The organism is Streptomyces sp. NPDC020845, assembly GCF_044334165.1.
Taxonomy (GTDB): domain Bacteria; phylum Actinomycetota; class Actinomycetes; order Streptomycetales; family Streptomycetaceae; genus Streptomyces.
Genome location: NZ_JBIRSJ010000011.1, coordinates 121,817 through 144,982, shown reverse-complemented (window position 1 = coordinate 144,982; position 23,166 = coordinate 121,817). Strand labels below are relative to the sequence as shown.

Annotated in this window: 24 protein-coding genes; 11 read left to right on the top strand and 13 right to left on the bottom strand. The window is 72.2% G+C overall.

Features of this window, described 5'->3' with window-relative positions; all coding sequences use genetic code 11:
- Positions 1 to 127 precede the first annotated feature (127 nt).
- Positions 128 to 2,902, top strand: coding sequence for a SpoIIE family protein phosphatase (locus ACH4U7_RS29220; protein WP_398530802.1), 2,775 nt, complete (start codon positions 128 to 130; stop codon positions 2,900 to 2,902).
- Positions 2,903 to 2,935: 33 nt separating this feature from the next.
- On the opposite strand, the gene ACH4U7_RS29215 is transcribed toward ACH4U7_RS29220, so the two are convergent.
- Entirely contained in the window at positions 2,936 to 3,517 is a 582-nt protein-coding gene (locus ACH4U7_RS29215; RefSeq protein WP_398530801.1) for a TetR/AcrR family transcriptional regulator, read from the bottom strand.
- A gap of 321 nt (positions 3,518 to 3,838) precedes the next feature.
- Here ACH4U7_RS29215 and ACH4U7_RS29210 point away from each other — a divergent pair, with 321 nt between their 5' ends.
- The 5 genes from ACH4U7_RS29210 to ACH4U7_RS29190 are packed head-to-tail and all read left to right on the top strand — an operon-like array spanning position 3,839 to position 8,054.
- Positions 3,839 to 5,368, top strand: a complete 1,530-nt coding sequence (locus ACH4U7_RS29210) for a sensor histidine kinase (RefSeq protein WP_398530800.1) — start codon at positions 3,839 to 3,841, stop codon at positions 5,366 to 5,368.
- 14 nt (positions 5,369 to 5,382) lie between these two features.
- Positions 5,383 to 5,808 (top strand): roadblock/LC7 domain-containing protein, encoded by a 426-nt coding sequence (locus tag ACH4U7_RS29205; RefSeq protein ID WP_014178078.1) that lies wholly within the window; start codon positions 5,383 to 5,385, stop codon positions 5,806 to 5,808.
- The gene (locus ACH4U7_RS29200; RefSeq protein WP_014178079.1) at positions 5,805 to 6,164 is read left to right on the top strand and encodes a DUF742 domain-containing protein; all 360 of its coding nucleotides are present in this window, start codon (positions 5,805 to 5,807) and stop codon (positions 6,162 to 6,164) included. The genes ACH4U7_RS29205 and ACH4U7_RS29200 overlap by 4 nt, the downstream gene beginning before the upstream one ends.
- Positions 6,145 to 6,783, top strand: coding sequence for a GTP-binding protein (locus ACH4U7_RS29195; protein WP_398530799.1), 639 nt, complete (start codon positions 6,145 to 6,147; stop codon positions 6,781 to 6,783). Before ACH4U7_RS29200 ends, ACH4U7_RS29195 begins: the two co-directional genes overlap by 20 nt.
- Entirely contained in the window at positions 6,780 to 8,054 is a 1,275-nt protein-coding gene (locus tag ACH4U7_RS29190) for a cytochrome P450 (RefSeq protein WP_398530798.1), read from the top strand. Before ACH4U7_RS29195 ends, ACH4U7_RS29190 begins: the two co-directional genes overlap by 4 nt.
- A gap of 43 nt (positions 8,055 to 8,097) precedes the next feature.
- Here ACH4U7_RS29190 and ACH4U7_RS29185 read toward each other — a convergent pair whose 3' ends face one another.
- The 8 genes from ACH4U7_RS29185 to ACH4U7_RS29150 form a co-directional block, all read right to left on the bottom strand.
- Complete coding sequence (locus tag ACH4U7_RS29185; RefSeq protein ID WP_398530797.1) at positions 8,098 to 8,523, bottom strand: helix-turn-helix transcriptional regulator; 426 nt, start codon at positions 8,521 to 8,523, stop codon at positions 8,098 to 8,100.
- A 47-nt stretch (positions 8,524 to 8,570) separates the two neighbouring features.
- Positions 8,571 to 8,981, bottom strand: coding sequence for a VOC family protein (locus tag ACH4U7_RS29180; RefSeq protein ID WP_398530796.1), 411 nt, complete (start codon positions 8,979 to 8,981; stop codon positions 8,571 to 8,573).
- Positions 8,982 to 9,123: 142 nt separating this feature from the next.
- Positions 9,124 to 9,876: a DUF305 domain-containing protein gene (locus ACH4U7_RS29175; RefSeq protein ID WP_398530795.1), complete on the bottom strand. Its 753-nt coding sequence runs from the start codon at positions 9,874 to 9,876 to the stop codon at positions 9,124 to 9,126.
- Positions 9,873 to 10,541 (bottom strand): DUF3105 domain-containing protein, encoded by a 669-nt coding sequence (locus ACH4U7_RS29170; protein ID WP_398530794.1) that lies wholly within the window; start codon positions 10,539 to 10,541, stop codon positions 9,873 to 9,875. The genes ACH4U7_RS29175 and ACH4U7_RS29170 overlap by 4 nt, the downstream gene beginning before the upstream one ends.
- A gap of 60 nt (positions 10,542 to 10,601) precedes the next feature.
- Complete coding sequence (locus tag ACH4U7_RS29165) at positions 10,602 to 11,105, bottom strand: hypothetical protein (protein WP_398530793.1); 504 nt, start codon at positions 11,103 to 11,105, stop codon at positions 10,602 to 10,604.
- Positions 11,106 to 11,233: 128 nt separating this feature from the next.
- A complete protein-coding gene (locus ACH4U7_RS29160; protein ID WP_398530792.1) occupies positions 11,234 to 11,872 on the bottom strand; it encodes a DUF305 domain-containing protein in 639 nt (212 codons plus the stop codon).
- A 102-nt stretch (positions 11,873 to 11,974) separates the two neighbouring features.
- Positions 11,975 to 12,364 carry a DUF6153 family protein gene (locus tag ACH4U7_RS29155; protein WP_398530791.1) on the bottom strand — a complete coding sequence of 130 codons (390 nt, stop codon included), beginning with the start codon at positions 12,362 to 12,364 and terminating at the stop codon, positions 11,975 to 11,977.
- 146 nt (positions 12,365 to 12,510) lie between these two features.
- Positions 12,511 to 13,164, bottom strand: coding sequence for a M15 family metallopeptidase (locus tag ACH4U7_RS29150; protein ID WP_398530790.1), 654 nt, complete (start codon positions 13,162 to 13,164; stop codon positions 12,511 to 12,513).
- Positions 13,165 to 13,244: 80 nt separating this feature from the next.
- Here ACH4U7_RS29150 and ACH4U7_RS29145 point away from each other — a divergent pair, with 80 nt between their 5' ends.
- Positions 13,245 to 14,099, top strand: a complete 855-nt coding sequence (locus tag ACH4U7_RS29145; RefSeq protein ID WP_398530789.1) for an aldo/keto reductase — start codon at positions 13,245 to 13,247, stop codon at positions 14,097 to 14,099.
- 108 nt (positions 14,100 to 14,207) lie between these two features.
- On the opposite strand, the gene ACH4U7_RS29140 is transcribed toward ACH4U7_RS29145, so the two are convergent.
- Complete coding sequence (locus ACH4U7_RS29140) at positions 14,208 to 14,699, bottom strand: FBP domain-containing protein (protein ID WP_398530788.1); 492 nt, start codon at positions 14,697 to 14,699, stop codon at positions 14,208 to 14,210.
- Positions 14,700 to 14,770: 71 nt separating this feature from the next.
- On the opposite strand from ACH4U7_RS29140, the gene ACH4U7_RS29135 reads away from it, so the two are divergent.
- A complete protein-coding gene (locus tag ACH4U7_RS29135; protein ID WP_398530787.1) occupies positions 14,771 to 15,340 on the top strand; it encodes a TetR/AcrR family transcriptional regulator in 570 nt (189 codons plus the stop codon).
- A 50-nt stretch (positions 15,341 to 15,390) separates the two neighbouring features.
- Entirely contained in the window at positions 15,391 to 16,596 is a 1,206-nt protein-coding gene (locus ACH4U7_RS29130) for a GDSL-type esterase/lipase family protein (protein WP_398530786.1), read from the top strand.
- A gap of 6 nt (positions 16,597 to 16,602) precedes the next feature.
- On the opposite strand, the gene ACH4U7_RS29125 is transcribed toward ACH4U7_RS29130, so the two are convergent.
- Both ACH4U7_RS29125 and ACH4U7_RS29120 read right to left on the bottom strand, forming a co-directional pair.
- Positions 16,603 to 19,125, bottom strand: coding sequence for an FtsX-like permease family protein (locus ACH4U7_RS29125; RefSeq protein ID WP_398530785.1), 2,523 nt, complete (start codon positions 19,123 to 19,125; stop codon positions 16,603 to 16,605).
- A 32-nt stretch (positions 19,126 to 19,157) separates the two neighbouring features.
- Positions 19,158 to 19,925 (bottom strand): ABC transporter ATP-binding protein, encoded by a 768-nt coding sequence (locus tag ACH4U7_RS29120; protein WP_398530784.1) that lies wholly within the window; start codon positions 19,923 to 19,925, stop codon positions 19,158 to 19,160.
- A gap of 110 nt (positions 19,926 to 20,035) precedes the next feature.
- Between ACH4U7_RS29120 and ACH4U7_RS29115 the strand changes: the two genes are divergently transcribed.
- On the top strand, positions 20,036 to 21,238 hold the full coding sequence (locus ACH4U7_RS29115) for a sensor histidine kinase (RefSeq protein WP_398530783.1): 1,203 nt from the start codon (positions 20,036 to 20,038) through the stop codon (positions 21,236 to 21,238).
- Positions 21,239 to 21,243: 5 nt separating this feature from the next.
- Positions 21,244 to 21,876 (top strand): response regulator, encoded by a 633-nt coding sequence (locus tag ACH4U7_RS29110; RefSeq protein ID WP_398531023.1) that lies wholly within the window; start codon positions 21,244 to 21,246, stop codon positions 21,874 to 21,876.
- Positions 21,877 to 21,909: 33 nt separating this feature from the next.
- Here the strand turns inward: ACH4U7_RS29110 and ACH4U7_RS29105 are convergent, their stop codons facing one another.
- On the bottom strand, positions 21,910 to 22,968 hold the full coding sequence (locus ACH4U7_RS29105) for a Ppx/GppA phosphatase family protein (protein WP_398530782.1): 1,059 nt from the start codon (positions 22,966 to 22,968) through the stop codon (positions 21,910 to 21,912).
- Positions 22,969 to 23,166: the final 198 nt, after the last annotated feature.

The window sequence follows — 23,166 nt, the reverse complement described above, 5'->3', positions numbered from 1 at the left end:
CGGCGGATGAAATGCGGCAATTATGGCTAATTGCACCTTTCTCAGGTTGACACAGGCCGCCGGGGTCGGCACCTGCGGAACCCGGGGTGGTTCGCTTTCGGGGGAGACGCGGTGTAGATGTAGGCGTATGGCCCGGTTTAAGGGTCGATCGTGGGTACTGGCTACCCGTATGTTCCCCGGTCGGCGCCCACGGAGTCGGCGGCGTGAGCGCCCGGAGGCGGCGGGGCGGCGCTCTGGCTCTTGGCTGAGTACGCGCAGCGTCGCCGGCCAGGTCTTTCTGCTGCAGCTGATGATCGTGCTGCTGCTGATCGCCGCCGCGTCCGTCGCCCTCGTTCTCCAGGTCCGGCACGACGCCACCAACGAGGCCCGGCACCGCTCGGTCGCCGTCGCCGAGACCTTCGCCAACGCACCGGGCATGCCGGCCGCGGTGCGCTCCCCCCATCCGACCGCGGTGCTCCAGCCGCTGGCCGAAGCCGCGCGCAAGGACGCCGGGGTCGACTTCATCGTGGTCCTGAACACGAAGGGGATCCGCTACACCCACCCCGACACCTCGCGGATCGGCCACCACTTCCTCGGCAGCTACCGCCCCGCCCTCAAGGGCCACACCATCACCGAGACGTTCACCGGCACCCTCGGCCCCTCCGTACGGGCCGTGGCGCCCGTCACCGACAGCCGGGGCAAGGTCATCGGCCTGGTGGCCTCGGGCATCACGGTCAGCAAGGTCAGCGGTCTGGCCAACCGCCAGATGCCGATCCTCATCGGCGCGGCCGGTGCCTCGCTCGCCCTGGCCACCGGCGGCACGGCGCTGGTCAGCAGACGGCTGCGGCGGCAGACCCACGGCCTGGACCCGGCCGAGATGACCCGGATGTACGAGCACCACGACGCGGTGCTGCACTCCGTACGGGAAGGCGTGCTGATCGTCGACGGCGGCGGCCGGCTGATGCTGGCCAACGACGAGGCGCGGCGCCTGCTCGACCTGCCCGAATACCCGGAGGGCCGGGCCGTCACCGAGCTCGGCCTGGAGCCGCAGATGGCCCAGGCGCTGGCGTCGGGGCAGGTCGTCTCCGACGAGGTGCTGGTGGCCGGGGACCGGCTGCTGGCGGTCAACAACCGCCCCACGGACCGGGACGGCGGCCCGCCCGGCAGCGTGGCGACCCTGCGGGACTCCACCGAGCTGCGCGCCCTGTCGGGGCGGGCGGAGGTGGCGCAGAAGCACCTCAAGCTGCTGTACGACGCCAGCGTGGAGATCGGCACCACGCTCGACGTCGGCCGGACCGCCGAGGAGCTGGCCCAGATCGCGGTGGGGCGGTTCGCCGACTTCGTCACCGTCGACCTGGCGGAGCCCGTGCTGCGCGGCGAGGAGCCGCTGGCGGTGGGCGGTGTCGAGATGTGCCGCACGGCGGTCCGCGGCATCAGCGACGACCACCCCTTCTACCAGGTCGGCACCCACCTCTCGTTCATCTCCTCCACCCCGCAGGCCCAGGGCTTCGCCAGCGGGCAGGCGGCGGTCGAACCGGACCTGAGGGAAGCCCACGGCTGGCGCGCCCAGGACCCGGAACAGACCGGCCTGGCCATCGACTACGGCGTCCGGTCGCTGGTGACGGTGCCGCTGCGGGCCCGGGGCGTCATGCTGGGCATGGTCAGCTTCTGGCGCATGGAGAAGAACGCCCCCTTCGGCGAGGACGAGATCGCCCTCGCCGAGGAGCTGGCCTCCCACGCCGCCGTCTGCATCGACAACGCCCGGCGCTATACGCGCGAGCACACCATGGCGGTGACGCTCCAGCACAGCCTGCTGCCCCGCGCCCTGCCCGAGCAGAGCGCACTGGATGTGGCGTACCGGTATCTGCCGGCGGAGTCGGGGGTGGGCGGCGACTGGTTCGATGTGATCCCGCTGCCGGGGGCCCGGGTGGCGCTGGTGGTGGGCGATGTGGTCGGGCACGGGCTGCACGCGGCGGCCACGATGGGGCGGCTCCGCACCGCCGTGCACAACTTCTCGACCCTCGACCTGCCGCCCGACGAACTCCTCTCCCACCTCGACGACCTGGTCGCCCGGATCGACCAGGACGACGGCGCTGCCACCGCCGCCGTCGGCTCGGAAGGGACCGAGGGCGGCGGCGCGGGGATCACCGGGGCCTCCTGTCTGTACGCGATCTACGACCCGGTGACCCGGCGCTGCGCCATGGCCCGCGCCGGACATCCGCCGCCCGCGGTGGTCGCCCCCGACGGCTCCGTGGAGTTCATCGACCTGCCGGCCGGGCCGCCGCTGGGCCTGGGCGGCCTGCCCTTCGAGACGGCCGAGCTGGAGCTGGCCGAGGGCAGCCGGCTGGTGCTTTACACCGACGGGCTCATCGAGGACCGCAGACGGGAGATCGACGCCGGGCTCGAGCTGCTGCGCGAGGCCCTCGCCCACCCCGGCCGTACGCCCGACCAGACCTGCGCGGACGTGCTGGACGGCGTGCTGCCCGCGCGCCCCACCGACGACATCGCGCTGATCGTGGCCCGCACCCGGGTGCTGGGATCCGACCGGGTGGCGAGCTGGGACGTCCCCTGCGACCCGGCGGCAGTGGCCGAGGTGCGGGCCGCGGCCATCGGGCAGCTGACGGAGTGGGGGCTGCCCGCGGCGGCGCCCGACATGGCCTTCACCGCGGAGCTGGTGCTCAGCGAACTGATCACCAATGCGATCCGCTACGCCGCCGGTCCGATCCGGGTGCAACTCCTACGCGATCGCAATCTCATCTGCGAGGTGTCCGACACCAGCAGCACCTCGCCGCATCTGCGGTACGCGGCGACGACGGACGAGGGGGGCCGCGGGCTGTTCCTGGTCGCGCAGTTCGCGGAGCGCTGGGGGACCCGCTACACGGCCGACGGCAAGGTCATCTGGGCGGAGCTGGCCCTGCCCTGAGACGCGCCCTTTTTTGCGGTCTTCTGTGACGGTTCACCTCCCTCGGTCCGCCTCCGGGGTGAAGTGCTCCACCAGGAGGTCCAGCCGGTCCCCCTGGAGCTCGGCCGGCATCCGCTTGCCGTGTACCAGGACGGCGATGCCGTGCAGCGAGCCCCAGAACACCTCGGCGTGCAGCCCCACACCCTCCCGCGGCCCGACCACGGCGACGATCTCGCCGAAGGCGGCGCGCAGCGCGGAGGGCGTCTCGCTGCCGGCGAAGGGCAGGTCGGTCGGCATGATGAACATGGCCTCGTACAGCGCGGGCCGGTTGGCGGCGAAGTCGAGGTAGGCCCGGCCCAGCGCGCGCAGCGCCTCCTTCGGCGAGATCTCGGCCAGCCGGGCCCGCCGCATCTGGGCGGCGAGATCGTCGAAGCCCTCGAGGGCCACCGCGCGGACGATGGCGTCCTTGCCCTTGAAATGGCTGTAGAGGACGGGCTGGCTGTACTCGACGCGCTCGGCCAGCCGGCGCGTGGTCACCGCGTCCCAGCCCTCGGCCTCGGCCAGCTCGCGGGCGGCGGTGATGATCAGTTGATGGCGTTGTGCTCGTTCGCGTTCGCGACGCTCGGTGGATGACATACCTCGATTCTAGCGACGCTAGACGCGCTAGCGTCGACAGAGATCGCGCCATGTGGGTGGACGTACGGACCGGAGCGGCTCATTCTGTTTGCTGGCGTTTGACGGGGGTTCAGTGGTCGACACGCAGGGGTCATCCGGCGTTTGTTCCGCGGTGCTGACGGGATGTCAAGGTCCGATTGGCGAGCGAGCCGGTCAAAAGCCTGTGTGCGGTACTACGATGTGCCGCCCATGGCTCGAAACCGCCCTCAACCCTCGACCGCGCCCCTGAGGACCTGAGAGATGTCAGCACATATATCCAGCCAACCCGTCAAAGGGCTCCCCATGACGCGGCAGGCCCTGGCCGTACCGCTGCTGGCCGCCGTGGTCGTCGGCGGTGTGGGCGCTTGGGTGACGGCCGAAGTGCCCTCCGCCCACCGGGCGTCCGTCGGCCTGTTCTGTGGTGTGGTCGCCGTTCTGCTGTGTGTGGCCGCCGCGTTCGCCTCGGCCCGCGCGCAGGCCGTACGGCGGCTCCAGGCGCGCCTGGCGGCCGTGGAGGCCGACGCCGCACGGCGTACGGCAGCCATGCAGGCCGAAGTCACGCGGCGTACGGCGGTGATGGAGGCCGAGGCCGCGAAGCTCGCTGATGAAACGATTCCATCTGCGGTGGGGCAGCTACGCGAAGGCGAGACGGTGGACACCGTGCTCTCCACGCTGCCCACGCCCGCCAGCGGGGCACACGACCGGGTGCTCAAGATGCTGGTGCGGGAAGTCGCCATCGGTGAGCGTATGCGCGCCTCGGCCATGGCGGCCTGCGCCAATGCCGCCGGCCGGGTGCAGGCGCTGGCCACCAGCATGCTCGCCGACCTGCGGGAGATGGAGAACCGGCACGACGAGGCCGTCCTCGGTGACCTGCTGAAGCTCGATCACACCACCGCGCAGGCAGGCCGTATCGCGGACAGCATCGCGGTCCTCACCGGTGCCCGCTCCGGGCGCCGCTGGACCAAGCCGATCGTCATGGAGAGCGTGCTGCGCGGCGCGGTCGGCCGGATCAGCGCCTACCAGCGGGTCCGGATCCACTCGGCCAGCACCGCCGCGGTCGCCGGTTACGCCGCCGAGGGCGTCATGCACGCCCTCGCCGAACTCATGGACAATGCCGCCACGTTCTCGCCTCCCACCGAGGAGGTGCATGTGTACGTCCAGGAGACGCACACCGGCGTCGTGGTGACCGTCGAGGACGGCGGTCTGGTCATGGGCCCGGCCGCCCTCGCCCGCGCCGAGAAGGCCGTCTCCTCCGACCCCCTGGACCTGACCACGCTCTCCGGCACCCGGCTCGGGCTCGCGGTCGTCGGGCAGCTGGCCCGTAAGCACAACCTGACGGTCTCCTTCCGGCCCTCCTCGCGCGGCGGCACCGGCGTGGTCGTCCTGATCCCGCAGCAGCTGATCACCCATGTGAGCCAGGACGCCGCGACCAACCCGGCCCCGGCCACCCGCTCCTCCCGCCCGTCGCCCACCCCCCAGACCGCGAACCGCTCCGCCGCCGCTCCCCCCGCTACCCCCACCCGGACGGCCGCCCCCGCCCCGGACCCCGGTCCGGCCGCCGCCCCGCAGCCCACGAGCGCCGAGTCGACCGGCGGACTGCCCAAGCGCCGCCGCGGTGAGACGCTGGCCGCGGCCTCCCGGACCGCCGCCCCCCAGGAGCGCAAGGCACCCTCCGACCGCCCGCGCCCCGACGCCACCCGCCTCGGCGCCTTCCGCCAGGCCGCCCGCGGCGGCGCCCCCTGCCCCGCGGCCGAGCCGGCCCCGTGCGCCGACGACCAGGCGGCCGAAGCCCACGCCACCCCCGAGACGTCTCCCGAGAACGACCAGCCGTGACAGAAGGAACCCCGATGAACACCACAGATCGCAGCTTGGACTGGTTGCTGGAGAACCTGCTGAAGAAGACCCCCGGCGCCCGCCACGCGCTGGTGCTCTCCAGAGACGGTCTCAAACTGTGCCTCACCTCCGGCCTGTCCCTCGACCAGGCCGACCAACTGGCGGCCATCGCCTCGGGGATCCAGAGCCTGTCGCACGGCGCGTCCATCGAGTTCGGCGACGGCAGCGGCGGCGTCCGGCAGTCGATGACGGAGTTCCACGGCGGCATCCTGTTCATCGTGGAGGCCGGTGAGGGCGCCCACCTCGCGGTCATCGCGGAGGACGAGGCCGACGTCGGCATCATCGGCCACAACATGAACGAGCTGGTCGAGCAGATCGGCGACCATCTGCGCGCCGCGCCCCGGGTGGCCGCGGGTGACGGCGGCGGGGCCACGGCATGATCCGAGGGGCCGTCGACAGCGAGGATCCGGACCGGCTGTACACCGTCACCGGTGGCCGTAGCCGGGTGGACGAGAGCGTGTTCGACATGGTCACGCTCATCGTCAGCGAGAGCGAGCCCAGCCCGGGGATGCAGTCCGAGCACGCCAAGATCCTGCGGATGTGCCACCGTCCGCTGGCGGTCGTGGAGATCTCCTCCTATCTGGGCCTGCCGGTGAGCGTGGTGAAGATCCTGCTCTGCGATCTGCTCGACACCGGAAAGATCACCGCTCGCCACCCCCAGGTGGTCCGCTCCGACAGGCAGCTGCCCGAACCCGAGATGTTGAAGAAGGTGCTCGTTGCACTCCAGAACCTCTGACCGCCCCGAGGGCGCGCAGCTGAGCGAGAGCGCGCGGGACGGCCTCAAGATCGTGATCGTCGGGGGCTTCGGGGTCGGAAAGACCACCATGGTCCGGTCCGTCAGCGAGATCCGCCCGCTGAGCACCGAGGAGACCATGACGCAGGCGGGCGTCGGGATCGACGACGCGTCACAGGTACAGGACAAGACCACCACGACCGTCGCCTTCGACTTCGGCCGGATCAGCCTGGACGAGCAGATGGTGCTCTATCTGTTCGGCGCCCCCGGCCAGGAGCGGTTCTGGTTCCTGTGGGACCGGCTGTTCATGGGGACCTTGGGCGCGGTCGTCCTGGTGGACACCAACCGGCTCTCCGACTCCTGGTACGCCATCGACCGGCTGGAGCACCACGGCACGCCGTTCATCGTCGCGCGCAACAACTTCGGCGAACCCAAGCACACGCTGGAGGAGGTGCGCGCGGCCCTCGACCTGCCCGCCGACATCCCGATCGTCGACTGCGACGCCCGGGAGCGCGACTCCAGCAAGGCCGTACTGGTCGCCCTCGCGCGGCATCTCTACTCCCTCTCCACCTCGTCTGCCTCGTCCAGCTTTTCTTCCGCCGCCCAGGAGAGCACCGCGTGACCACCCCGGACCCCACGCTCCCCCCTGAGGAACCCGACAACTCCGCGGCGCCGCTTCCGGGCTGGCCGGAGCAGCCGGACGCCGTGCTGCTGCACGCCGAGGACTTCAGCCGGAGCCAGGAAGACCTCTACCGCCGGCTCCGCCGCGACCACGGTCCCGTGGTACCCGTGCTGCTCGACGGCCAGATCCCCGTCTGGATGGTGCTCGGCTACCGGGAACTGGTGCGGGTCACCACCGACCCCAACGTCTTCGCCCGCGACTCGCGCCGCTGGCACTCCTGGGACAAGGTCCCGCCGGACTGGGAGCTGATGACCTTCGTCGGCTACCGGCCGACCATGCTGTTCACCGAGGGCGCCGAACACGAGCGGCGGGCCGAGGCGATCATCGACAGCATGGAGATCGTGGACCCGTTCGAGCTGCGCGCGCTGTGCGAGCGCGTCGCGGACGGTCTGATCGACACCTTCGCGGGCCGCGGCCACGCCGATCTCATCGCCGACTACGCCTGCCAGATCCCGCTGCGCGTGCTCAACCGTATGTACGGCATGAACGAGGCCGAATCCACCGAACTGCAGCAGATCACGGTCGACCTGGTCAGCGGGAAGGGCGGACCCGAAGCGCACCAGAACATGGTCGACCGGATGGTGTCGCTGATGGAGCACGCCCGGGCGACCCCGGACCGTAAGAACATCTCCACGGTCCTGGTGAACCACCCGGCGGGCCTCACCGACGAGGAGATCATCAACGACCTGCTGGGCAACGTGTACGCGGCCCACCAGCCCACCACCGACCTGATCGGCAACGCGCTGCGGCTCATGCTCACCGACGAGCGGTTCGCGGTCACCATGTCCGGCGGGCGGCGCAGCGTCGGCCAGGCGATCAACGAGGTGCTGTGGGAGGCCACCCCGGTCCCCAACTGGGTCGGCCGCTGGGCAGCCGAGGACACCATGCTCGCCGGGCGCCACATCAGGAAGGGCGACTGCCTGATGCTGGGCCTCGCCGCCGCCAACGCCGACCCCGACGTACGGCCGGACTTCCGCGCCGGCGCGGCGGGCAACCAGGCCCATATGGCCTTCAGCCACGGCACCCACGGCTGTCCCCCGGTCGCCCGCGAGCTCGCCGAGGCCATCGCCATGGCCGCGATCGAGGTCCTGATCGACCGCCTCCCGGACGTGACGCTGACCGTCGCGCCCGAGGACCTGGAATGGCGCTCCAAGCTGATGATGCGCGGAGTGTCGGCCATACCGGTCCAGTTCACCCCCACCTCCCGCTGACCGCCCGGGCCCGCGCGGCCCGGGCCCGGCCCGCCTCCGGCAGTCAGGACGGCGCAGACGCTGTGGACAGCGCAGAGTCTCGATTCCTGACCGGTCTCGTCACCTGCTCCCGCCGGAAGGCGCCGGGTGACATGCCGACCAGCTCGGTGAAGCGGGTGGTGAACGTGGTCAACGACGCGCAGCCGACCGCGAAGCACACCTCGGTGACGCTGAGGTCCCCTCGCCGCAGCAGCGCAGCCGCGCGCTCGATACGACGCGTCATCAGGTACGCGTACGGCGACTCACCATAGGCGCCCCGGAACTGCCGGCTGAGGTGCCCGGCGGACATGGGCACGTCGCGGGCGAGCGCTTCCACGTTCAGCGGCTGCGCGTACTCCCTGTCGATCCGGTCACGCACGCGGCGCAGCCGCGCGAGATCGGTCAGGCGCTGCGCCTGGACGCGTGCGCGTCCCCATTCAGGCCGACACATGAGAACACTCCTCTTTTCTCGTCCGGTTTTCTCGTCCGATCAGCCGGTCAGCGAAGCTCCTGGATGCGGACCAGATTGCCGGCGGGGTCGCGGAACGCGCAGTCGCGGATGCCGTACGGCTGCTCGGTCGGCTCCTGTACGACCTCGGTGTCACCGGCCCGCACCTTCTCGAACGTGGCGTCGAGGTCCGGGGTGGCCAGCAGGATCCAGCCGTAGGTGCCCTTGGCCATCATCTCGGCGATGGTGCGGCGCTCGTCCTCGGTGACTCCCGGGTCGGCAGCCGGCGGCGCCAGAAGGATCGACGTATCGGGCTGCCCGGCCGGTCCGACCGTGATCCAGCGCATCCTGCCCTGCCCGACGTCGCTGCGGACCTCGAAGCCGAGGACGTCGCGGTAGAAGACGAGCGAGGCATCCGGGTCGTTGTGCGGGAGGGAACTGGTGTGAATGGTGATGTCCATAACGGCAGATTAGAGGGGGCTCCGTGAGCCGCGCTTCTCGGTTCCTGACCGTCCCGGTCGGCGCCCGGCCCCGTCCCTTGCGGACAAGCACAAGGCGCCTCTCCGGGAGGAGAAGCGCCTTGGGGATTGCCTGAGTGGCGGGTTACTTCACGGGGTCGGCTCCGCGCTTCTTGAGCATGTCGTTCATCAGCTGGATCTCCGACTGCTGGCTGTCGACCATGCCCTGCGCCAGCAGCTTGACCGTCGGGTCCTTGGCCAGCTTGACCGCTCCCTTGGCCATGTCGATCCCGCCCTTGTGGTGGGCGATCATCAACCGCAGGAACATCACCTCAGCGGCCCGGCCCTTGGCCTTGCGCAACTGGTCCAGCTGGGTGTTGGTGGCCATACCGGGCATGAGGGACCCGTCATGCGGCTTGTAGGTGCCGTCGTGGTCCATCGAGTCCATGGAGTCCATCGAGCCGTGGTCCATGGACTCGCCCGACTTGCTCGACTTGTCCGAGGAGAGGTCCTTCATCCATGTCATCGGGGGGTCCTCCGAGGTCGCGGAGAGCCCCCACAGGTCCAGCCAGCCCAGCATCATCCCGCGCTGATTGGCCTGGGTGTTGATGATGTCGTACGCGAGGCGGCGCACATCCTCGTCGTCGGTGTCGTCGCGCACGATGAACGACATCTCCACCGCCTGCTGGTGGTGGACGGACATGTCCCGGGCGAAACCCGCCTCCGCGGAGGCTTTGGTGGGCGTCGACGGCCCGGTCGAGCCGTCCGAGCGGTCCGCCGTGAGCCACAGGACGCCCACCGTCACCAGCGTCAGCAGTGCGAGCGCGGCGGAGATGCCCGCGATCAGCGGCTGGCGTCCCGCGCGGCCGGTGTCCGCCACCTGGCCGGTGTCCGTCATTCCGCCTTACCTCCGGTGCACGCGGCGCCCTTCTCGGGGGTCTGCTTGCCCTGCACGTACTCCTCGAAGAACTTCGCCACGCGCGGGTCGTCCGCCGAGTCGACCTTCAGCTGGGTGCCCCACGCGTTGAGCAGTATCGGGCCGTCCTGGTTCTGATAGGGGCTCATCAGGGAGTAAGGGGTGGCCTTCACGCGCTTCTCGAGCGCGGTTATGTCCTTGGCCGCCGCCTTGTCGGTGTAGGTGACCCATACGGAGCCGTGCTCCAGGGAGTGCACCGCGTTCTCGTTGGCTATCGGCTTGTCGTAGACGTCGCCGTTGCAGTTCTGCCAGACCTGGTTGTGGTTGCCGCCGACCGGCGGCGACATCGGGTAGTCGACCTTGCCGTCGACGTGCGTCCGGCCGAGGTTCTTCCAGGTCTTCATGCCCTTGAAGGTGCCGGTCTTGACCGTCGTCATCGTCACCGCCTTGGCCTTCTCGTCCTTCTCCTTGGTGGCGTCGATGATGAAGTAGCCACCGACGACCAGCCCGACGACGATCACCGTGCACGAGACGATCGTGATGATGCGGTAGCGGCGGTCGCGCGCCCGTTCGGCGCGGCGCAACTCCTCGATCTTCTCGCGGCGCGCGGCGGCCGCGTTCTTCGTCTTCGATCCCTTGGAAGCCATGGTTCGTCCTTGTCCTTGCACTGGAGGAATGAATGATGTGCGGATCCGGATACCGGCGGCCTAGGTGCGAAGCACTTGGAGCTGGTGGAGGCCGGGGGCGCGGACGGCTGGGCCGGGCGGGGCCCGGGTGGCATCCGTGTCGTACGGGCGGTCGCGCGGGAGGAGCCCGGTGAGCGCGGGCGGGGGGACGGGCGCGGGCACCACGCCCTGCCTCACCCCCCAGGGACCGGCCACGCAGTTGTCGCCGGCGCCGCCCGCGCTGTCCGTCCAGGGCGCCTGGACCGTGTGTTGGCCGGACACGAGGTCCGGGCACGGCGGGGCGAGTGTGGCCACGGCGGGGCGGGGCGGAGGGTGCGCCGAGCCGGAGGCGTGGTCCGTGGTGGGAGCGCGGTCCGTGGCGGAGGCGTGCCCCGCGGCGGGCGCGTGCTCCATGGCCGGGTGGAGGAACGACGGCGCCAGCCAGAGCGCGACAGTGAGCAGCGGGACGGCACAGCGGAACACCGAGAGCACGGTGGCTCGCACCGTGCCGCCCGGTATTCGGCTCGCGTCGCGCTGTCTACTCATCGCGCCAGATCGTAACCACTGGGCCTGCCGCGGCTGAATGGGCAAAGGCCCGGCGGGGTGCCGGTGCCTTCGCCCATCGCTCACGAGTCGCGGTTCAGCCCGCGCTCTGCCCCTGCTCGGCCCTTGTCTCAGCTCTTACCGAGGAGCTTGTTCATCTCGGTGATCTCCTCGTTCTGGGTCTTGATGATGTCGTCGGCCATGGTCTTTGCGGGGCCGTACGCACCCTTCTGCTTCTCGGTGCCGGCCATCTCCACCGCGCCCTTGTGGTGCTGGACCATCATCTTCAGGAACGCGGTGTCGAAGGCCGCACCGGACGCCTTCTTCAGCTCCTCCATCTCCTTGGAGCCCATCATTCCGGGCATGCCCTCGTGCTGGGAGTGGTCCATGCCGGGCATCGCCTCCGGGACCTTCTCGCCCCAGGCCTTCAGCCACCCGGACATCGTGCGGATCTCCGGGTCCTGCGCCTTCTTGATGTCGGCGGCCAGCTTCTTGACCTGGGCGGACGAGGCCCGGGTGGGGGCCAGATCGGCCATCTCCACGGCCTGGCGGTGGTGGGGGATCATCCCCTGCGCGAAGCTCACATCGGCCTCGTTGTGCTTGCTCGACGGGGCGGACGTGCCCGTGCTCGCGGTGGCCTTCGACGTCGAATCGTGGCCGGAGTGGCCGCTGCTGCCGCTGTCGTCGCTGCCGCAGGCGGTCAGGGTCAGGGACAGCGCGGCCGTGGCGGCCGCGGCGACGAGCGCCGTACGGCGGGTCAGGGAACGCATGGGGGAACTCCTGAGGAAGTGTAGGGGGTATTTCTGGACATACCGGACTGGCGCCGGACTCAACCCGGATCGGGAGGGGCGGCGGCGCCGCGAGGGCGTGTCCTATATCCGCAGGAGCTGGAGTTCGGCCAGGGTGGGCGGCGCCCGCCCGTCGGCCGGGGACGGCGCCGTACCGGACCGGGCCGCCGCGAGGTCACAGTCGGCCACAGGGGTCGACGGGGGCGCGGACAGCGTGGGCCCACCGCCGAGCGCGGGTGACGCACAGGCCGGATCGGCGTGGTGGATATGCGCGCCGTCGCAGCCGCTATGGGCGGAGGGGGCGGTGGTCATGGCGGTCGCCATGGCGGCGGGGCGCTCATGGGCGCCCGGCATCAGACCGCCGGCGGGCCCGAGGGTGTGCATGCCCAGCAGCCCGGCCAGCACCCCGAGCACGAGCAGCGCTCGCCACCGCCACACGGGCGGCGACGGACGGCACTCGGCAGGGCTCGGCACGAGCCCATGCTAAAGGGGCGGGCGGGGCGGTTGTGGCGGGGGATGCCGCACCCTTGCCGGGGCCGGCCGCGGCTCCCGCCCGCCGGGCTGCTGGGCCTGCGCGTCACCAGGCAGGAGCTGCCACCCGCAGCCGGACGGTGCCGGTCTCAACCGAGTTCGCGTGGCCCGTACAGCGCGCTTTCGGCTCCGGTCGCAAGGGCCCAGTAGCGATCGCCGAAGGACCAGTGCCACCACTCCGTGGGGTAGTTGACCAGACCCGCGGCGGTCAGTGCGGCACCGAGCATCCGGCGGTTGGCCCGCGCTTCAGGGCCGATGTTGTCGGCGTGTGTGTAACAGGCGCCGTCGCTCTCTTCCGGGCTGGCGTTCACCCGGGTTCCCATGTCGAGTTCGCGTCCGTCGGCGGTGACGAGGGTCAGGTCCACCGCGGCGCCGGCGCTGTGCGGTGCGATCTCCGGTGGCGATACGTATCGGCTCGCGGCCTGGTGCACCTGCGTCGGCGACCAGTCCGGGTTGTCGGCTCGCAGTTCGCCGGCGTAGCTCTCGAAGTAGTGGCGCTGTAGCGCGGGCGGCCGGTACCCCTCGATGAACAGCAGACGGATGCCGTCCGGGAGCGACAGCTGTGCCTTGAGAAGGCGGGTCAGGACCCCTTCTCGCAGATGTGCGAATGCTCCTGAGCCATCGACCTTGCGGGAGTCGACGGCGAGGGAATCATCGAGCCGGACGTCGACGAGTGGTTCGCCGCAGTCGGCTACCGGGACCGCCGCGACCTTGGGATCTGACATCAACACGATCTCGTCCATGCACCGATCATCGCCGACCCGTCACTCGGTGACGGAGCTGTTAGCGTGCAATCGTCGAGCGATGGGGGCGGGGACAGCAGATGGCATCGGACACGTTCCATATCGGCGGGGACCTGGAGGTACGGCGGCTCGGGTTCGGGGCCATGCACCTGCCGACCGGGCCCGGTGCCGACCGCGAGGCGGCCATCGCGGTCGCCCGGCGAGCCGTCGAGCTCGGCGTCACGCTGATCGACACCGCCCATCTGTACGGCGGCGGAGCCAACGAAGAACTCCTCGCCGAGGCCCTGCACCCTTACCCCGCCGGGCTGCTCATCACCACCAAGGTCGGCGTCGCGCGGACGGGCCCAGGCGGCGAGTGGCGGCTGGACGGGCGTCCGGCCATCCTGCGCGACCAGGTCGAGCAGGCCCTCCGCCGGCTCCGGGTCGAGCGGATCGAACTGCTCCAGCTGCACCGTATCGACCCGGAGACACCGCTCGCCGACCAGCTCGGCACGCTGCGGGAGCTCCAGTCGGAGGGCAAGGTCGGCCGACTCGGGCTGTCCGAGGTCACCGTCGCCGAACTCGGCCAGGCGCGGGAGACCGTCGACGTCGTCAGCGTCCAGAACCGCTACAACCTGCTCGACCGCGAGCACGAGCCGGTGCTCGAGGCGTGCGGGGCGGCGGGGATCGCGTTCCTGCCGTGGCGGCCCGTCGCGATGGGGGCGCTGGGGGCCAGGGCGGAGATCGCCGCCATCGCGGCCGAGCTCGGCGCCACCCCCACGCAGGTCTCGCTCGCGTGGCTGCTCGACCGCTCGCCCGTCGTCCTCCCGATCCCCGGCACCGCCCGGATCGCCCACCTGGAGGAGAACCTTGCCGCGGCGCATCTCGATCTGACCCCGGGCCACCGCGCCCGCCTCGACCGGCAGTCAGTCGGCTCTCCCCCCACCCCCTCCTAAATAATCGCTTGATGCAGTACTTGATACAGAGCAAGCACTTTTCAAGAGGGGGTGGGGAAACCGAAGGACGCCGGAGGCGGTGCGTGCCGACTGGGGGACGCGACGAACTCACGCGGCCACCTTGGCGAAGAACGCGGCGACGTTCGCGACAGTCCGCGCGACCTTCTCCTCCAGCGTGAGCGATTCCTGGATCCGCCCGTCCGCGCCCGCGTCCTTCTTGCCCCGTACGTACAGCGAGCAGGCGAGGTCGCTGCACATGTACGTGCCGACCGAGTTGCCCTGCTGTCCGGCCCGCCGGGCCTTCGGGGCGACCATCAGGGAGACGCCGCCCGTGTGGGAGGTCAGGCATATCGAGCACATGCCGCGCCGGATCTGCCAGGACGCGGGGCTGGGGCAGCGCAGCTGGAGGGCTTTGGGGCGGCCGTCCAGGGTGGTGACGAGGTAGGCGCGCTCGGGGGCCTGGGGGTCTCGCCAGCCGAGGAAGTCCAGGTCGTCCCAGGGGCGGTCGGCCAGGTCGCGGGGGATGGAGAGGCGCTTGGCCTCGCCCTTGGTGCAGTTCACGAACGCGGTACGGATCTCTTGCTCGGTCAGTGGCTTCATGAGAGCCAAGCTAATTTGCCTAATGGTCCTAGGCAAATTAATAATACGCTCTGTCGAGTGAGGGGAAGGGTATGGCAAACGAACGGCTGACCATGGAGCGTCTGATCCAGGCGGGCGCGGTCCTCGCCGACGAGGTCGGATTCGAACAGGTGACCGTTTCGGAGCTCGCTCGGCGGCTCGATGTCAAGGTCGCGAGCCTGTACTCGCGGCTGAAGACCTCCCAGGACCTCAAGACCAGGATCGCCCTGCTCGCCCTGGAAGAACTCGCCGATCGCGTCGCCGCCGCCCTGGCCGGACGGGCCGGCAAGGACGCCCTGGCAGCCTGCGCCAACGTCTACCGCGACTACGCCCACGAGCACCCCGGCCGCTACGCCGCCGCCCAGCTCAGGCTCGACCCCGAGACGGCGGCCGCCAGCGCGGGTGTCAGGCACGCGCAGATGACGCGGGCCATCCTGCGCGGCTACGAGCTGACGGAGCCGGACCAGACGCATGCGGTCCGGCTGCTGGGCAGCGTCTTCCACGGCTACGTCAGCCTGGAGCTGGGGGGCGGCTTCAGCCACAGCGCCCCCGACACCGAGGAGACCTGGTTGCGGATCCTGGACGCGCTCGACGCCCTGCTCCGGCACTGGCCCGCGCCCTGACCAGCCAGAATCCACGTACTGAGAGCAATAGGGAGCGACAGGTCGAGACGATGCACACCACCGACCACGACTGGATCAGCACACCCGTCACCGCGGATCTGCTGCGCGGCGCCCTCGATCTGGAGCGCACCGCGCACGGGCTGCTGCCGCACCGGCTGCCCGCCCGGGCCCGTGCCCAGAGTGCCGATGCGCAACTCGCCATGGTGGAGTCCCAGCCCTCTGGCGTACGGCTGGTCTTCCGGACCGAGGCAACCGCCGTCGAACTGGACACGCTGCCCACCAAGCGGATCTACGCGGGCGCCCCGCCGCGCCCGGACGGCGTGTACGACCTGCTGGTCGACGGCCGTCTGGCCGGGCAGGCAAGCGTGGCCGGCGGCAACACCCTGACCCTCGACATGGCCACCGGGGCCGCCGAGCACCGGCCCGGCCCGGTCGGCACGCTCCGGTTCACCGGACTGCCCGATGGGGTCAAGGACGTCGAGATCTGGCTGCCGCACAACGAGACCACCGAACTGGTCGCCCTGCGCACCGACGCCCCCGTCGAGCCCGCACCGGACCGGGGCCGGAAAGTGTGGCTGCACCACGGCAGTTCGATCAGCCACGGCTCCGATGCCGCGAGCCCCACCACCACCTGGCCCGCGCTCGCCGCCTCCCTCGGCGGTGTGGAATTGATCAACCTGGGCCTGGGCGGCAGCGCCCTGCTCGACCCGTTCACCGCCCGGGCCCTGCGGGACACCCCGGCGGACCTCATCAGCGTCAAGATCGGCATCAATCTGGTCAACGCCGATCTGATGCGGCTGCGCGCCTTCACCCCAGCCGTCCACGGCTTCCTCGACACCATCCGCGAAGGCCACCCCACCGCACCGCTGTTGGTCGTCTCGCCGATCCTGTGCCCCATCCACGAGGACACGCCCGGGCCCAGCCTCCCGGACTTCACCGATCTCAGCGCCGGACGGCTGCGGTTCCGGGCCACGGGCGATCCGGCGGAGCGGGCGAGCGGGAAGTTGACCTTGGGCGTCATCCGGGACGAGCTGGCCGGGGTTGTGGCGCAGCGGTCGGCCGAGGACCCGAATCTGTACTACCTCGACGGCCGTGATCTCTATGGCCGGGCCGACGCCGCCGAACTGCCGCTGCCCGACGAACTCCACCCGGACGCCGCCACCCACCGGCGTATGGGCGAGCGCTTCGCCGAACTGGCCTTCACCGCCGACGGCCCCTTCGTGGGCCGCGCCGCCCTCACGGACGGCGCCGCCTGAGCCGGCTCAACCCGCCCCGGCGCGCGCCGCTTTGGCGAGCGCCGCCCGGGCCGGCAGCACGCTCGCCGCGAGCGCAAGCACCAGGCAGCCCGCCACCGCCGCCGCGACGGGCGCGACGGGCACGATCAGCCGCACCGGGACGCCGAAGGTGCCGCTGAGGCCGGCGCGGACGCCGAGCAGGGACGGGAGGGCGGTCAGAGCGCCGAGGACGGAGCCGAGGGCGACCACGAAGGCGGTCTCCGCCGCGACGGTCCACAGGACTTGGCGGAGCGTCGCGCCGGACAGGCGCAGCAGGCGCAGATCGGGCAGCCGGTCGGCGGTGGACATCAGGAGGGTGTTGGCGACGGCCACGCCCGTGCACCCCGCCGACATGGCGACCAGCAGCAGGGTGAAGACCTCGACCAGACGGTCCTCCTCGGCGTCCGCGCGGCGCGCGTAGTCGGCCACGCTCACCTCCTCGGCGCCGAGCCCCCGGAGCGCGGCGGACGACGTGGCCGGGCCGGTGCGGTAGACGACGTCGGTGAGGGCCGAGGGGTCGTGGGCGCGGACCGTGGCCCTGGGGAGCAGCGCGGTGTACGGGGTGGGGGCCGTACGGTCGACGAGGACCGCCACGATCCGCAGCCTCTCGGTGCGGCCGTCCTCGAAGGTGACCTCAGCGGTGGTGTGTCCGCCCAGCGTGGTCAGCGCCGACTCGGTCACGGCCACCCTTCCGGGGCCGCGCAGCCGGGCGAGCGATCCGGAGACGGTCCGCAGCCGGTGGTGGACGTCGGCGAAGGCGCCGGGGTCGATGCCCGCGGCCTCCATGGGGGTCTTCGCCGCGCCTCCGTAGACGGTCGTGGCCAGCAGCCCCGTCCCCGGGACGGATCCGGCGGCGGCGTCGGACAGTCCCGGGGTGCCGTCGCGGGCGACGACGGCGGCCTCGGCCCGTACGGAGGCGGTGTCGCGGGTGGCGTAGGAGTGCACGGAGGTCTGGGTGTTGCCCGTGATCAGGACGACGAAGCCGATGGTGGCCAGGACCGGGGCGGTGGTCGACGCCGTGCGCCGCACCGCCGCCAGCATCCCCTCGCGCACCAGCATGCCCAGCGCGCCACGGCGGCGGGCGAGGGGCCAGGAGAAGGCTCGTACGAGGGGCGGGACCACGGCGGGGACCAGCAGGGTCACACCGGTGATCAGCCCGACGGCCGTGCAGAGGGCGAGGGTGGTCATATCGGTCGGGTCGGCGAAGGCGGTCCCGGCCGCGGCCGCGCAGCCCAGGGCGGTGAAGGCGATACCGGTCAGCGCACGGGCACGGGTCATCGGGCGGTCGTCCGCGGCGGCCTCGCGCAGCGCCTCCAGCGGACCGGTCCTGGCGGCCCGGCGGGAGGCGGACCAGACGGCGGTCAGCGCGACGGCCAGACCGGCGGCGAACGCCGCGGCGAGCACCCACGTCTGACGGCGGACCACGAAACCGGGCGGCAGGAAGCCCGCGTCGATGAGCACCGAGCCCAGCGCGGGGGCCAGCGCCGCGCCGAGCAGGGCCCCGGCCGCCGCGCCGGCCGCGCCGACGGCGAGCGCCTGCCCGTACAGCAGACGGCGCAGCTGGCGCCCGGTGGCGCCGACCGCGCGCAGCAGGCCGAGTTCGCGGCGGCCCCCGGCCACGCTGAAGGCGAACGTCGAGGCGACGACGAAGACCGTCGCGAAGGCCGACAGCGCGCCCATGGCGGTCAGCACCTGGCCGCCGATCCAGCGCGTCTTGGCGTCCCGTACGGGGGCCAGTTCGCTCCGCGCGGCGCCGTCGAGCACCGTGCCCGAGCCCGCGGCCACCGAGCCCTTGACCACCGAGCCCTTGACCACCGAGCGCGCCGCCCTCGCGACCGCGCCGGGGTCCGCGCCCCGCTCGGTCAGCAGCCCGATGACCCGCACCCCGCCGGACAGCTCGGCGGCGCGCTCGTCGGTCAGGTAGTAGCCGGGCCCGTCGACCGTGCCCGAGACGGTGAACCGCTCGGGCCCCGCCGCGGTCAGCAGCGTGATCCGCTCGCCCGGCCGGGCCCCGAGGGCGCGGTCGAGAGCCACCTCGTCGGACCGGTGCGGGGCGCGGCCCGCGGTGAGCCGGTACGGGGCGAGGGCCGCGCCGGACCAGCCGTGGCCCAGCCGGTCACCCTTCCGCTGCCCGGCGTCGCGTATGGGGTCGCCGTCCGCGACCGCCTGCGCGTAGAAGGACCGGTCGGGCACCGCGCGCCGCACCCCGGGCACGGCGGCCAGCGCCCGTGTCAGCTCCTTCGTCTGCCGGGCGGACCAGGGGGCCCGCTCCAGGAACACCCCGTCGGGGCCGGTGCCGCCCTGGGCGCTCCGTACGAGCACGGGGGCGCCCGCGTACCGGCCGGGCACCCCGCCGTCCCCGGACAGCAGGATCAGCGCGCTCATGGTGAGGACGGCGACGCCCAGGCACAGGGCGGTGAACGAACCCGCGAAGGCCGTGCGGCGCGCCTGTACGGTGGCGACGGCCAGGCCGAGCATGCCGCCGCCCCGGCTTCCCCTTCCGGCCCTCATGCCGCCGCGCGTACGGTCGCTGTTTCCCACCCTCATGCCGCCGCCTCCAGCACCGACATCCGCGAGGCGATGGCCGCCGCCCCGGGCCGGTCCGCCAGCTCGTCGGCGACCCGCCCGTCGGCCAGGAAGACGACCCGGTCGGCCCACGCGGCCGCGGCCGGGTCGTGGGTGACCATGACCAGCGTCTGCCGGTGGCGGTCGACCAGGCCGCGCAGCAGGCCGAGCACGGCGCGCGAGGTGGTGATGTCCAGCGCGCCGGTCGGCTCGTCGGCGAAGAGCACCGCGGGGCGGCTGATCAGCGCCCGTGCGATGGCAACGCGTTGCTGCTGGCCGCCGGAGAGCCGGTCCGGGCGGTGCCCGGCGCGGTCGGCGAGGCCGACCTCGGCGAGCGCGGCGGCCACTTGGGCGGGGTCGGGGCGGTGGCCCGCAAGGCGCAGCGGGAGGGCGACGTTCTGCTCGGCGGTGAGGGCGGAGACCAGGTTGAAGGACTGGAAGACGAAGCCGATCCGCTCCCGGCGCAGCAGGGTCAGGGCCGTCTCGTCCAGCTCCCCGGTCTCCGTGCCGCCGATGACGACGCGCCCCTCGGTCGGCCGGTCGAGCCCCGCCGCGCAGTGCAGCAGCGTGGACTTGCCGGAGCCGGAGGGGCCCATCACGGCGGTCATGGTGCCCTCGGCGAAGTCGAGCGTGACCTGGTCGAGGGCGGTGACGGCCCGCTCCCCCGTCCCGTACCGCCGGGAGACGGCACGCAGTTCTATGGGGTGAGGGGCGGGGTGGGGCAAGGGTGTTGTGGTCGTGGGCATGGCGCCGAGTGAACCGGCGCGGGGCGGGGCGGCACACGGGTGGCCGGGCTAGTCCCGATACTCCATCTGGCACTACTGTCCGCGGCCCGCCGCGCGGTTACGGTCGAGCGGTGATCCCCCGAGACCCACTGGAAGCCCTGACCCGCGGGCCCGCCGGTTTCCTCCGCTCCTCCTGGCCCTGGCGGTCCGCCGGCTATCTGCTCGCGGGCGGGCTGCCGGGCGTCGCATGCGGGCTCGCGGTGGCGGGCGTGGCCGCGTCCTGGGCGCGGATCGGCGCGGCGACGGCCGTGCTGTGCGCGCTGCTCGTGCTGGGCTGCGCCACCGTCGCGGCCCGCCCGTGGGAACGGCGGCGGCTGCGCCTGGTCGCGCCCCACACCAAGCACCACACCAAGCTCAACGCCAAGCTGTACGCACAGCCCCTCGCCAAGCCGTACGCGCGCGAGATCGGCCACGGCGCGCTGTCCGTCCTCGCCCTCGGCTGGGTCGATCTGGCGGTGGTCCTGGTGTCGTTGGGGATCCCGGGCGCGCTGCTGGTCGCGCCGCTGCAGCCCGAGGCCCCGCCCTGGGCCCGGCTCGGCGGCCCGCTCGCGGGTGCGCTGCTGCTGCCGGTGGCCGCGTATCCGATCGCCGCCTGGGCGGGGGCGCGGGCGGCCGTATCGCTGGCCGTACTGGCGCCCGGCGACGCGGAGCTGACGGAGGTACGGCGGTCCCGGGCACGCCTGGTGGACGCGTACGAGGCGGAGCGGCGCCGGATCGAACGGGATCTGCACGACGGGGCCCAGCAGCGCCTGGTCGCGCTGACCATGAAGCTGGGCCTGGCGGGGCTCGACCTGCCCGCCGGGTCGCGCGCGGCGCGCGAGGTGGCGGAGGCGCACCGGATGGCCAAGGACGCGCTCGCCGAGTTGCGTGAGCTGATCCGCGGAGTGCATCCGCAGGTGCTGACCGAGCGGGGGCTGCCCGCGGCGGTGCGGGACGTGGCGACGCGCTCGCCGATGCCGCTGGACCTCGATATCGACCTGGAGCGGCGGCTGTCGCCCGCCGTGGAGGCCGCGGGCTACTTCGCGGTGTGCGAGGCGCTGGCCAACGCGGCCCGGCACAGCGGCGCGGCCCGGCTGCGGGTCGGCGGGCGGCTGCGCGGCGAGGTGCTGGTGCTCGAGGTGACCGACGACGGGCGCGGGGGCGCGGACCCGGCCGCGGGGACCGGGCTGACCGGGCTCGCCGACCGGGTCGCGGCCGTGGACGGCAGAATGCTGCTGTCCAGCCCGGTCGGCGGGCCGACCCGGCTGCGAGTGGAGATTCCGTGCGGCGGTTGAGCGTGGTGATCGGGGAGGACGCCGTACTGCTGCGCGAGGGCCTGGTGAGCCTGCTGGAGCGGTTCGGGCACCGCGTCCCGGCGGCCGTCGGCGACGGCCCTTCGCTGGTCGCGGCCACCTTGGAGCATGAGCCCGACGTCGTGATCGCCGATGTGCGGATGCCGCCCGGCTTCACCGACGAGGGGCTGCGGGCGGTGCGCGAACTCCAGGCGCTGCGGCCGTCCCTGGGCGTCCTGGTGCTCAGCCAGTACGTCGAGCAGACCTTCGCCGAGGAGCTGCTGGCGGCCCGGCGCGGCGCGGGCACCGGCTATCTGCTCAAGGACCGGGTCGGCGACGTCGCCGAGTTCACCGACTCGCTGGCGCGGGTGGCCGACGGCGGTACGGTCATCGACCCCGAGGTGGTGCGGCAGCTGCTGGCCCGCGGGCGGGACCCGCTGCGCCGCCTCACCCCGCGGGAGCGCGAGGTGCTGGCGCTGATGGCCGAGGGCCGCTCCAACTCCGCGGTGGCCCGGGCCCTGGTGGTCACCGAGGCGGCGGTCGCCAAGCACATCGCGAACATCCTGCTCAAGCTGGATCTCCCGCCCGCCCCGGACGACCACCGCAGGGTGCTGGCGGTCCTGGCGTATCTGCGGGGCTGAGGCGGGGGCGAGGTAGAAGCGGTACAGCGCGGCTCAGGTCCAGGGAATGGTGGCGGTCTGGAGCCGCCCGGACCCGTACCGGCCGCGGGCTGTCGGCAGAGCCATGACGGACGCGCCCACGGGGACGCCCGCGACCTCGCGTGAAAGGTTGGGGACCGGGTGTGTCTCCAGCTCCCGGAGCCGGTCCAGCAGGACCCCTTCGCGCAGCGCCCAGGGGCAGATCCGCAGCTGTTCGATGCCCAGGACGTCCATCGCGGCCTCCGCGACGACCGCACCGGCCAGGGCCTGGTGGGCGCGGGCGGCGGAGATGCCGCGCAGCCGGGCGCGCTCGGCCGCGCTCCTGGCGGCCAGCCGGGGCACCCAGGCCGCCAGCCGGTCCCGGTCCAGGACCCGTTCGGCGTACGGCCCGGCCTTGGCCTTCGGCGCGCCGGTCAGCCGGGCCAGCTGGGCGAAGGTCCTGGAGCTGCCGACGTGCGTCCGTGGCTCGGGCTGGTCGCGCAGCCCCTCGGCCGTCTCGCTGATGACGGACCGTACGAACTGGCGCAGCGCCTTGACGTCCCCCTTCTTCACCGGCCCGGTCTCGGGCAGATGATGGCGGGTCAGCCGCCCGGCGCCCAGCGGTACGGACAGGGCGACGGCGGGCTCGGCGCGGCTGCCGCAGGCGAGCTCCAGGGAGCCGCCGCCGATGTCGAGCAGCAGCATCTCCCCGGCCGACCAGCCGTACCAGCCGCGCGCCGCGAGGAAGGTGAGCCGCGCCTCCTCCTCGCCGGTCATGAACGTCAGCCGGATCCCGGTCGCGTCCTCGACCTCGGCGAGTACGGTCGGCCGGTTGGCGGCGTCGCGGATCGCGGAGGTGGCGAACGGCACCATCGTGTCCACGCCGTGGGCCTCGGCGACCGCCGCGGCCTCGGTCACCGCGGCGACCACCCGCTTGATCGCCTCCTGCTCGATCACGCCCTGCCGGTCGGTGGACTCCGCCAGCCGCACCGGCCGTTTGAGCGAGGTCACCGGCTCGGGCGGACCGCCCGGCGTGAGGTCGGCGATACCGAGATGGGCCGACTGGGAACCGATGTCGAGCACTCCGAGACGCATGTCTGCTGACTGTCCGTTCCCTGGAATTTCACTCATTGTTTCCTTTCCGTCGGAAGGTTCCCGGCCACCCGACCTGTGATGCCGGGCTTGATGCGGGTCGGCAGGAAGGTGTCACCAGGGCGGGTGATACGCACCGGCCCTGCTCATGGGCCGCCGACACCATCTCGGCGGGGCCCGTGTGCCAGTTGACAACGCATT

Excerpts from the sequence above, each read along its gene's own strand:
- ACH4U7_RS29180 (WP_398530796.1), bottom strand. The coding sequence starts at position 8,981 with ATGGACATCACCATTCACACCAGTTCCCTCCCGCACAACGACCCGGAT.
- ACH4U7_RS29200 (WP_014178079.1), top strand. The coding sequence starts at position 5,805 with ATGATCCGAGGGGCCGTCGACAGCGAGGATCCGGACCGGCTGTACACC.
- ACH4U7_RS29135 (WP_398530787.1), top strand. The coding sequence starts at position 14,771 with ATGGCAAACGAACGGCTGACCATGGAGCGTCTGATCCAGGCGGGCGCG.
- ACH4U7_RS29150 (WP_398530790.1), bottom strand. The coding sequence starts at position 13,164 with ATGGACGAGATCGTGTTGATGTCAGATCCCAAGGTCGCGGCGGTCCCG.
- ACH4U7_RS29140 (WP_398530788.1), bottom strand. The coding sequence starts at position 14,699 with ATGAAGCCACTGACCGAGCAAGAGATCCGTACCGCGTTCGTGAACTGC.
- ACH4U7_RS29175 (WP_398530795.1), bottom strand. The coding sequence starts at position 9,876 with ATGACGGACACCGGCCAGGTGGCGGACACCGGCCGCGCGGGACGCCAG.
- ACH4U7_RS29130 (WP_398530786.1), top strand. The coding sequence starts at position 15,391 with ATGCACACCACCGACCACGACTGGATCAGCACACCCGTCACCGCGGAT.
- ACH4U7_RS29160 (WP_398530792.1), bottom strand. The coding sequence starts at position 11,872 with ATGCGTTCCCTGACCCGCCGTACGGCGCTCGTCGCCGCGGCCGCCACG.
- ACH4U7_RS29125 (WP_398530785.1), bottom strand. The coding sequence starts at position 19,125 with ATGAGGGCCGGAAGGGGAAGCCGGGGCGGCGGCATGCTCGGCCTGGCC.
- ACH4U7_RS29215 (WP_398530801.1), bottom strand. The coding sequence starts at position 3,517 with ATGTCATCCACCGAGCGTCGCGAACGCGAACGAGCACAACGCCATCAA.
- ACH4U7_RS29165 (WP_398530793.1), bottom strand. The coding sequence starts at position 11,105 with ATGAGTAGACAGCGCGACGCGAGCCGAATACCGGGCGGCACGGTGCGA.
- ACH4U7_RS29145 (WP_398530789.1), top strand. The coding sequence starts at position 13,245 with ATGGCATCGGACACGTTCCATATCGGCGGGGACCTGGAGGTACGGCGG.
- ACH4U7_RS29170 (WP_398530794.1), bottom strand. The coding sequence starts at position 10,541 with ATGGCTTCCAAGGGATCGAAGACGAAGAACGCGGCCGCCGCGCGCCGC.
- ACH4U7_RS29205 (WP_014178078.1), top strand. The coding sequence starts at position 5,383 with ATGAACACCACAGATCGCAGCTTGGACTGGTTGCTGGAGAACCTGCTG.
- ACH4U7_RS29185 (WP_398530797.1), bottom strand. The coding sequence starts at position 8,523 with ATGTGTCGGCCTGAATGGGGACGCGCACGCGTCCAGGCGCAGCGCCTG.
- ACH4U7_RS29210 (WP_398530800.1), top strand. The coding sequence starts at position 3,839 with ATGACGCGGCAGGCCCTGGCCGTACCGCTGCTGGCCGCCGTGGTCGTC.
- ACH4U7_RS29105 (WP_398530782.1), bottom strand. The coding sequence starts at position 22,968 with ATGCGTCTCGGAGTGCTCGACATCGGTTCCCAGTCGGCCCATCTCGGT.
- ACH4U7_RS29120 (WP_398530784.1), bottom strand. The coding sequence starts at position 19,925 with ATGCCCACGACCACAACACCCTTGCCCCACCCCGCCCCTCACCCCATA.
- ACH4U7_RS29220 (WP_398530802.1), top strand. The coding sequence starts at position 128 with ATGGCCCGGTTTAAGGGTCGATCGTGGGTACTGGCTACCCGTATGTTC.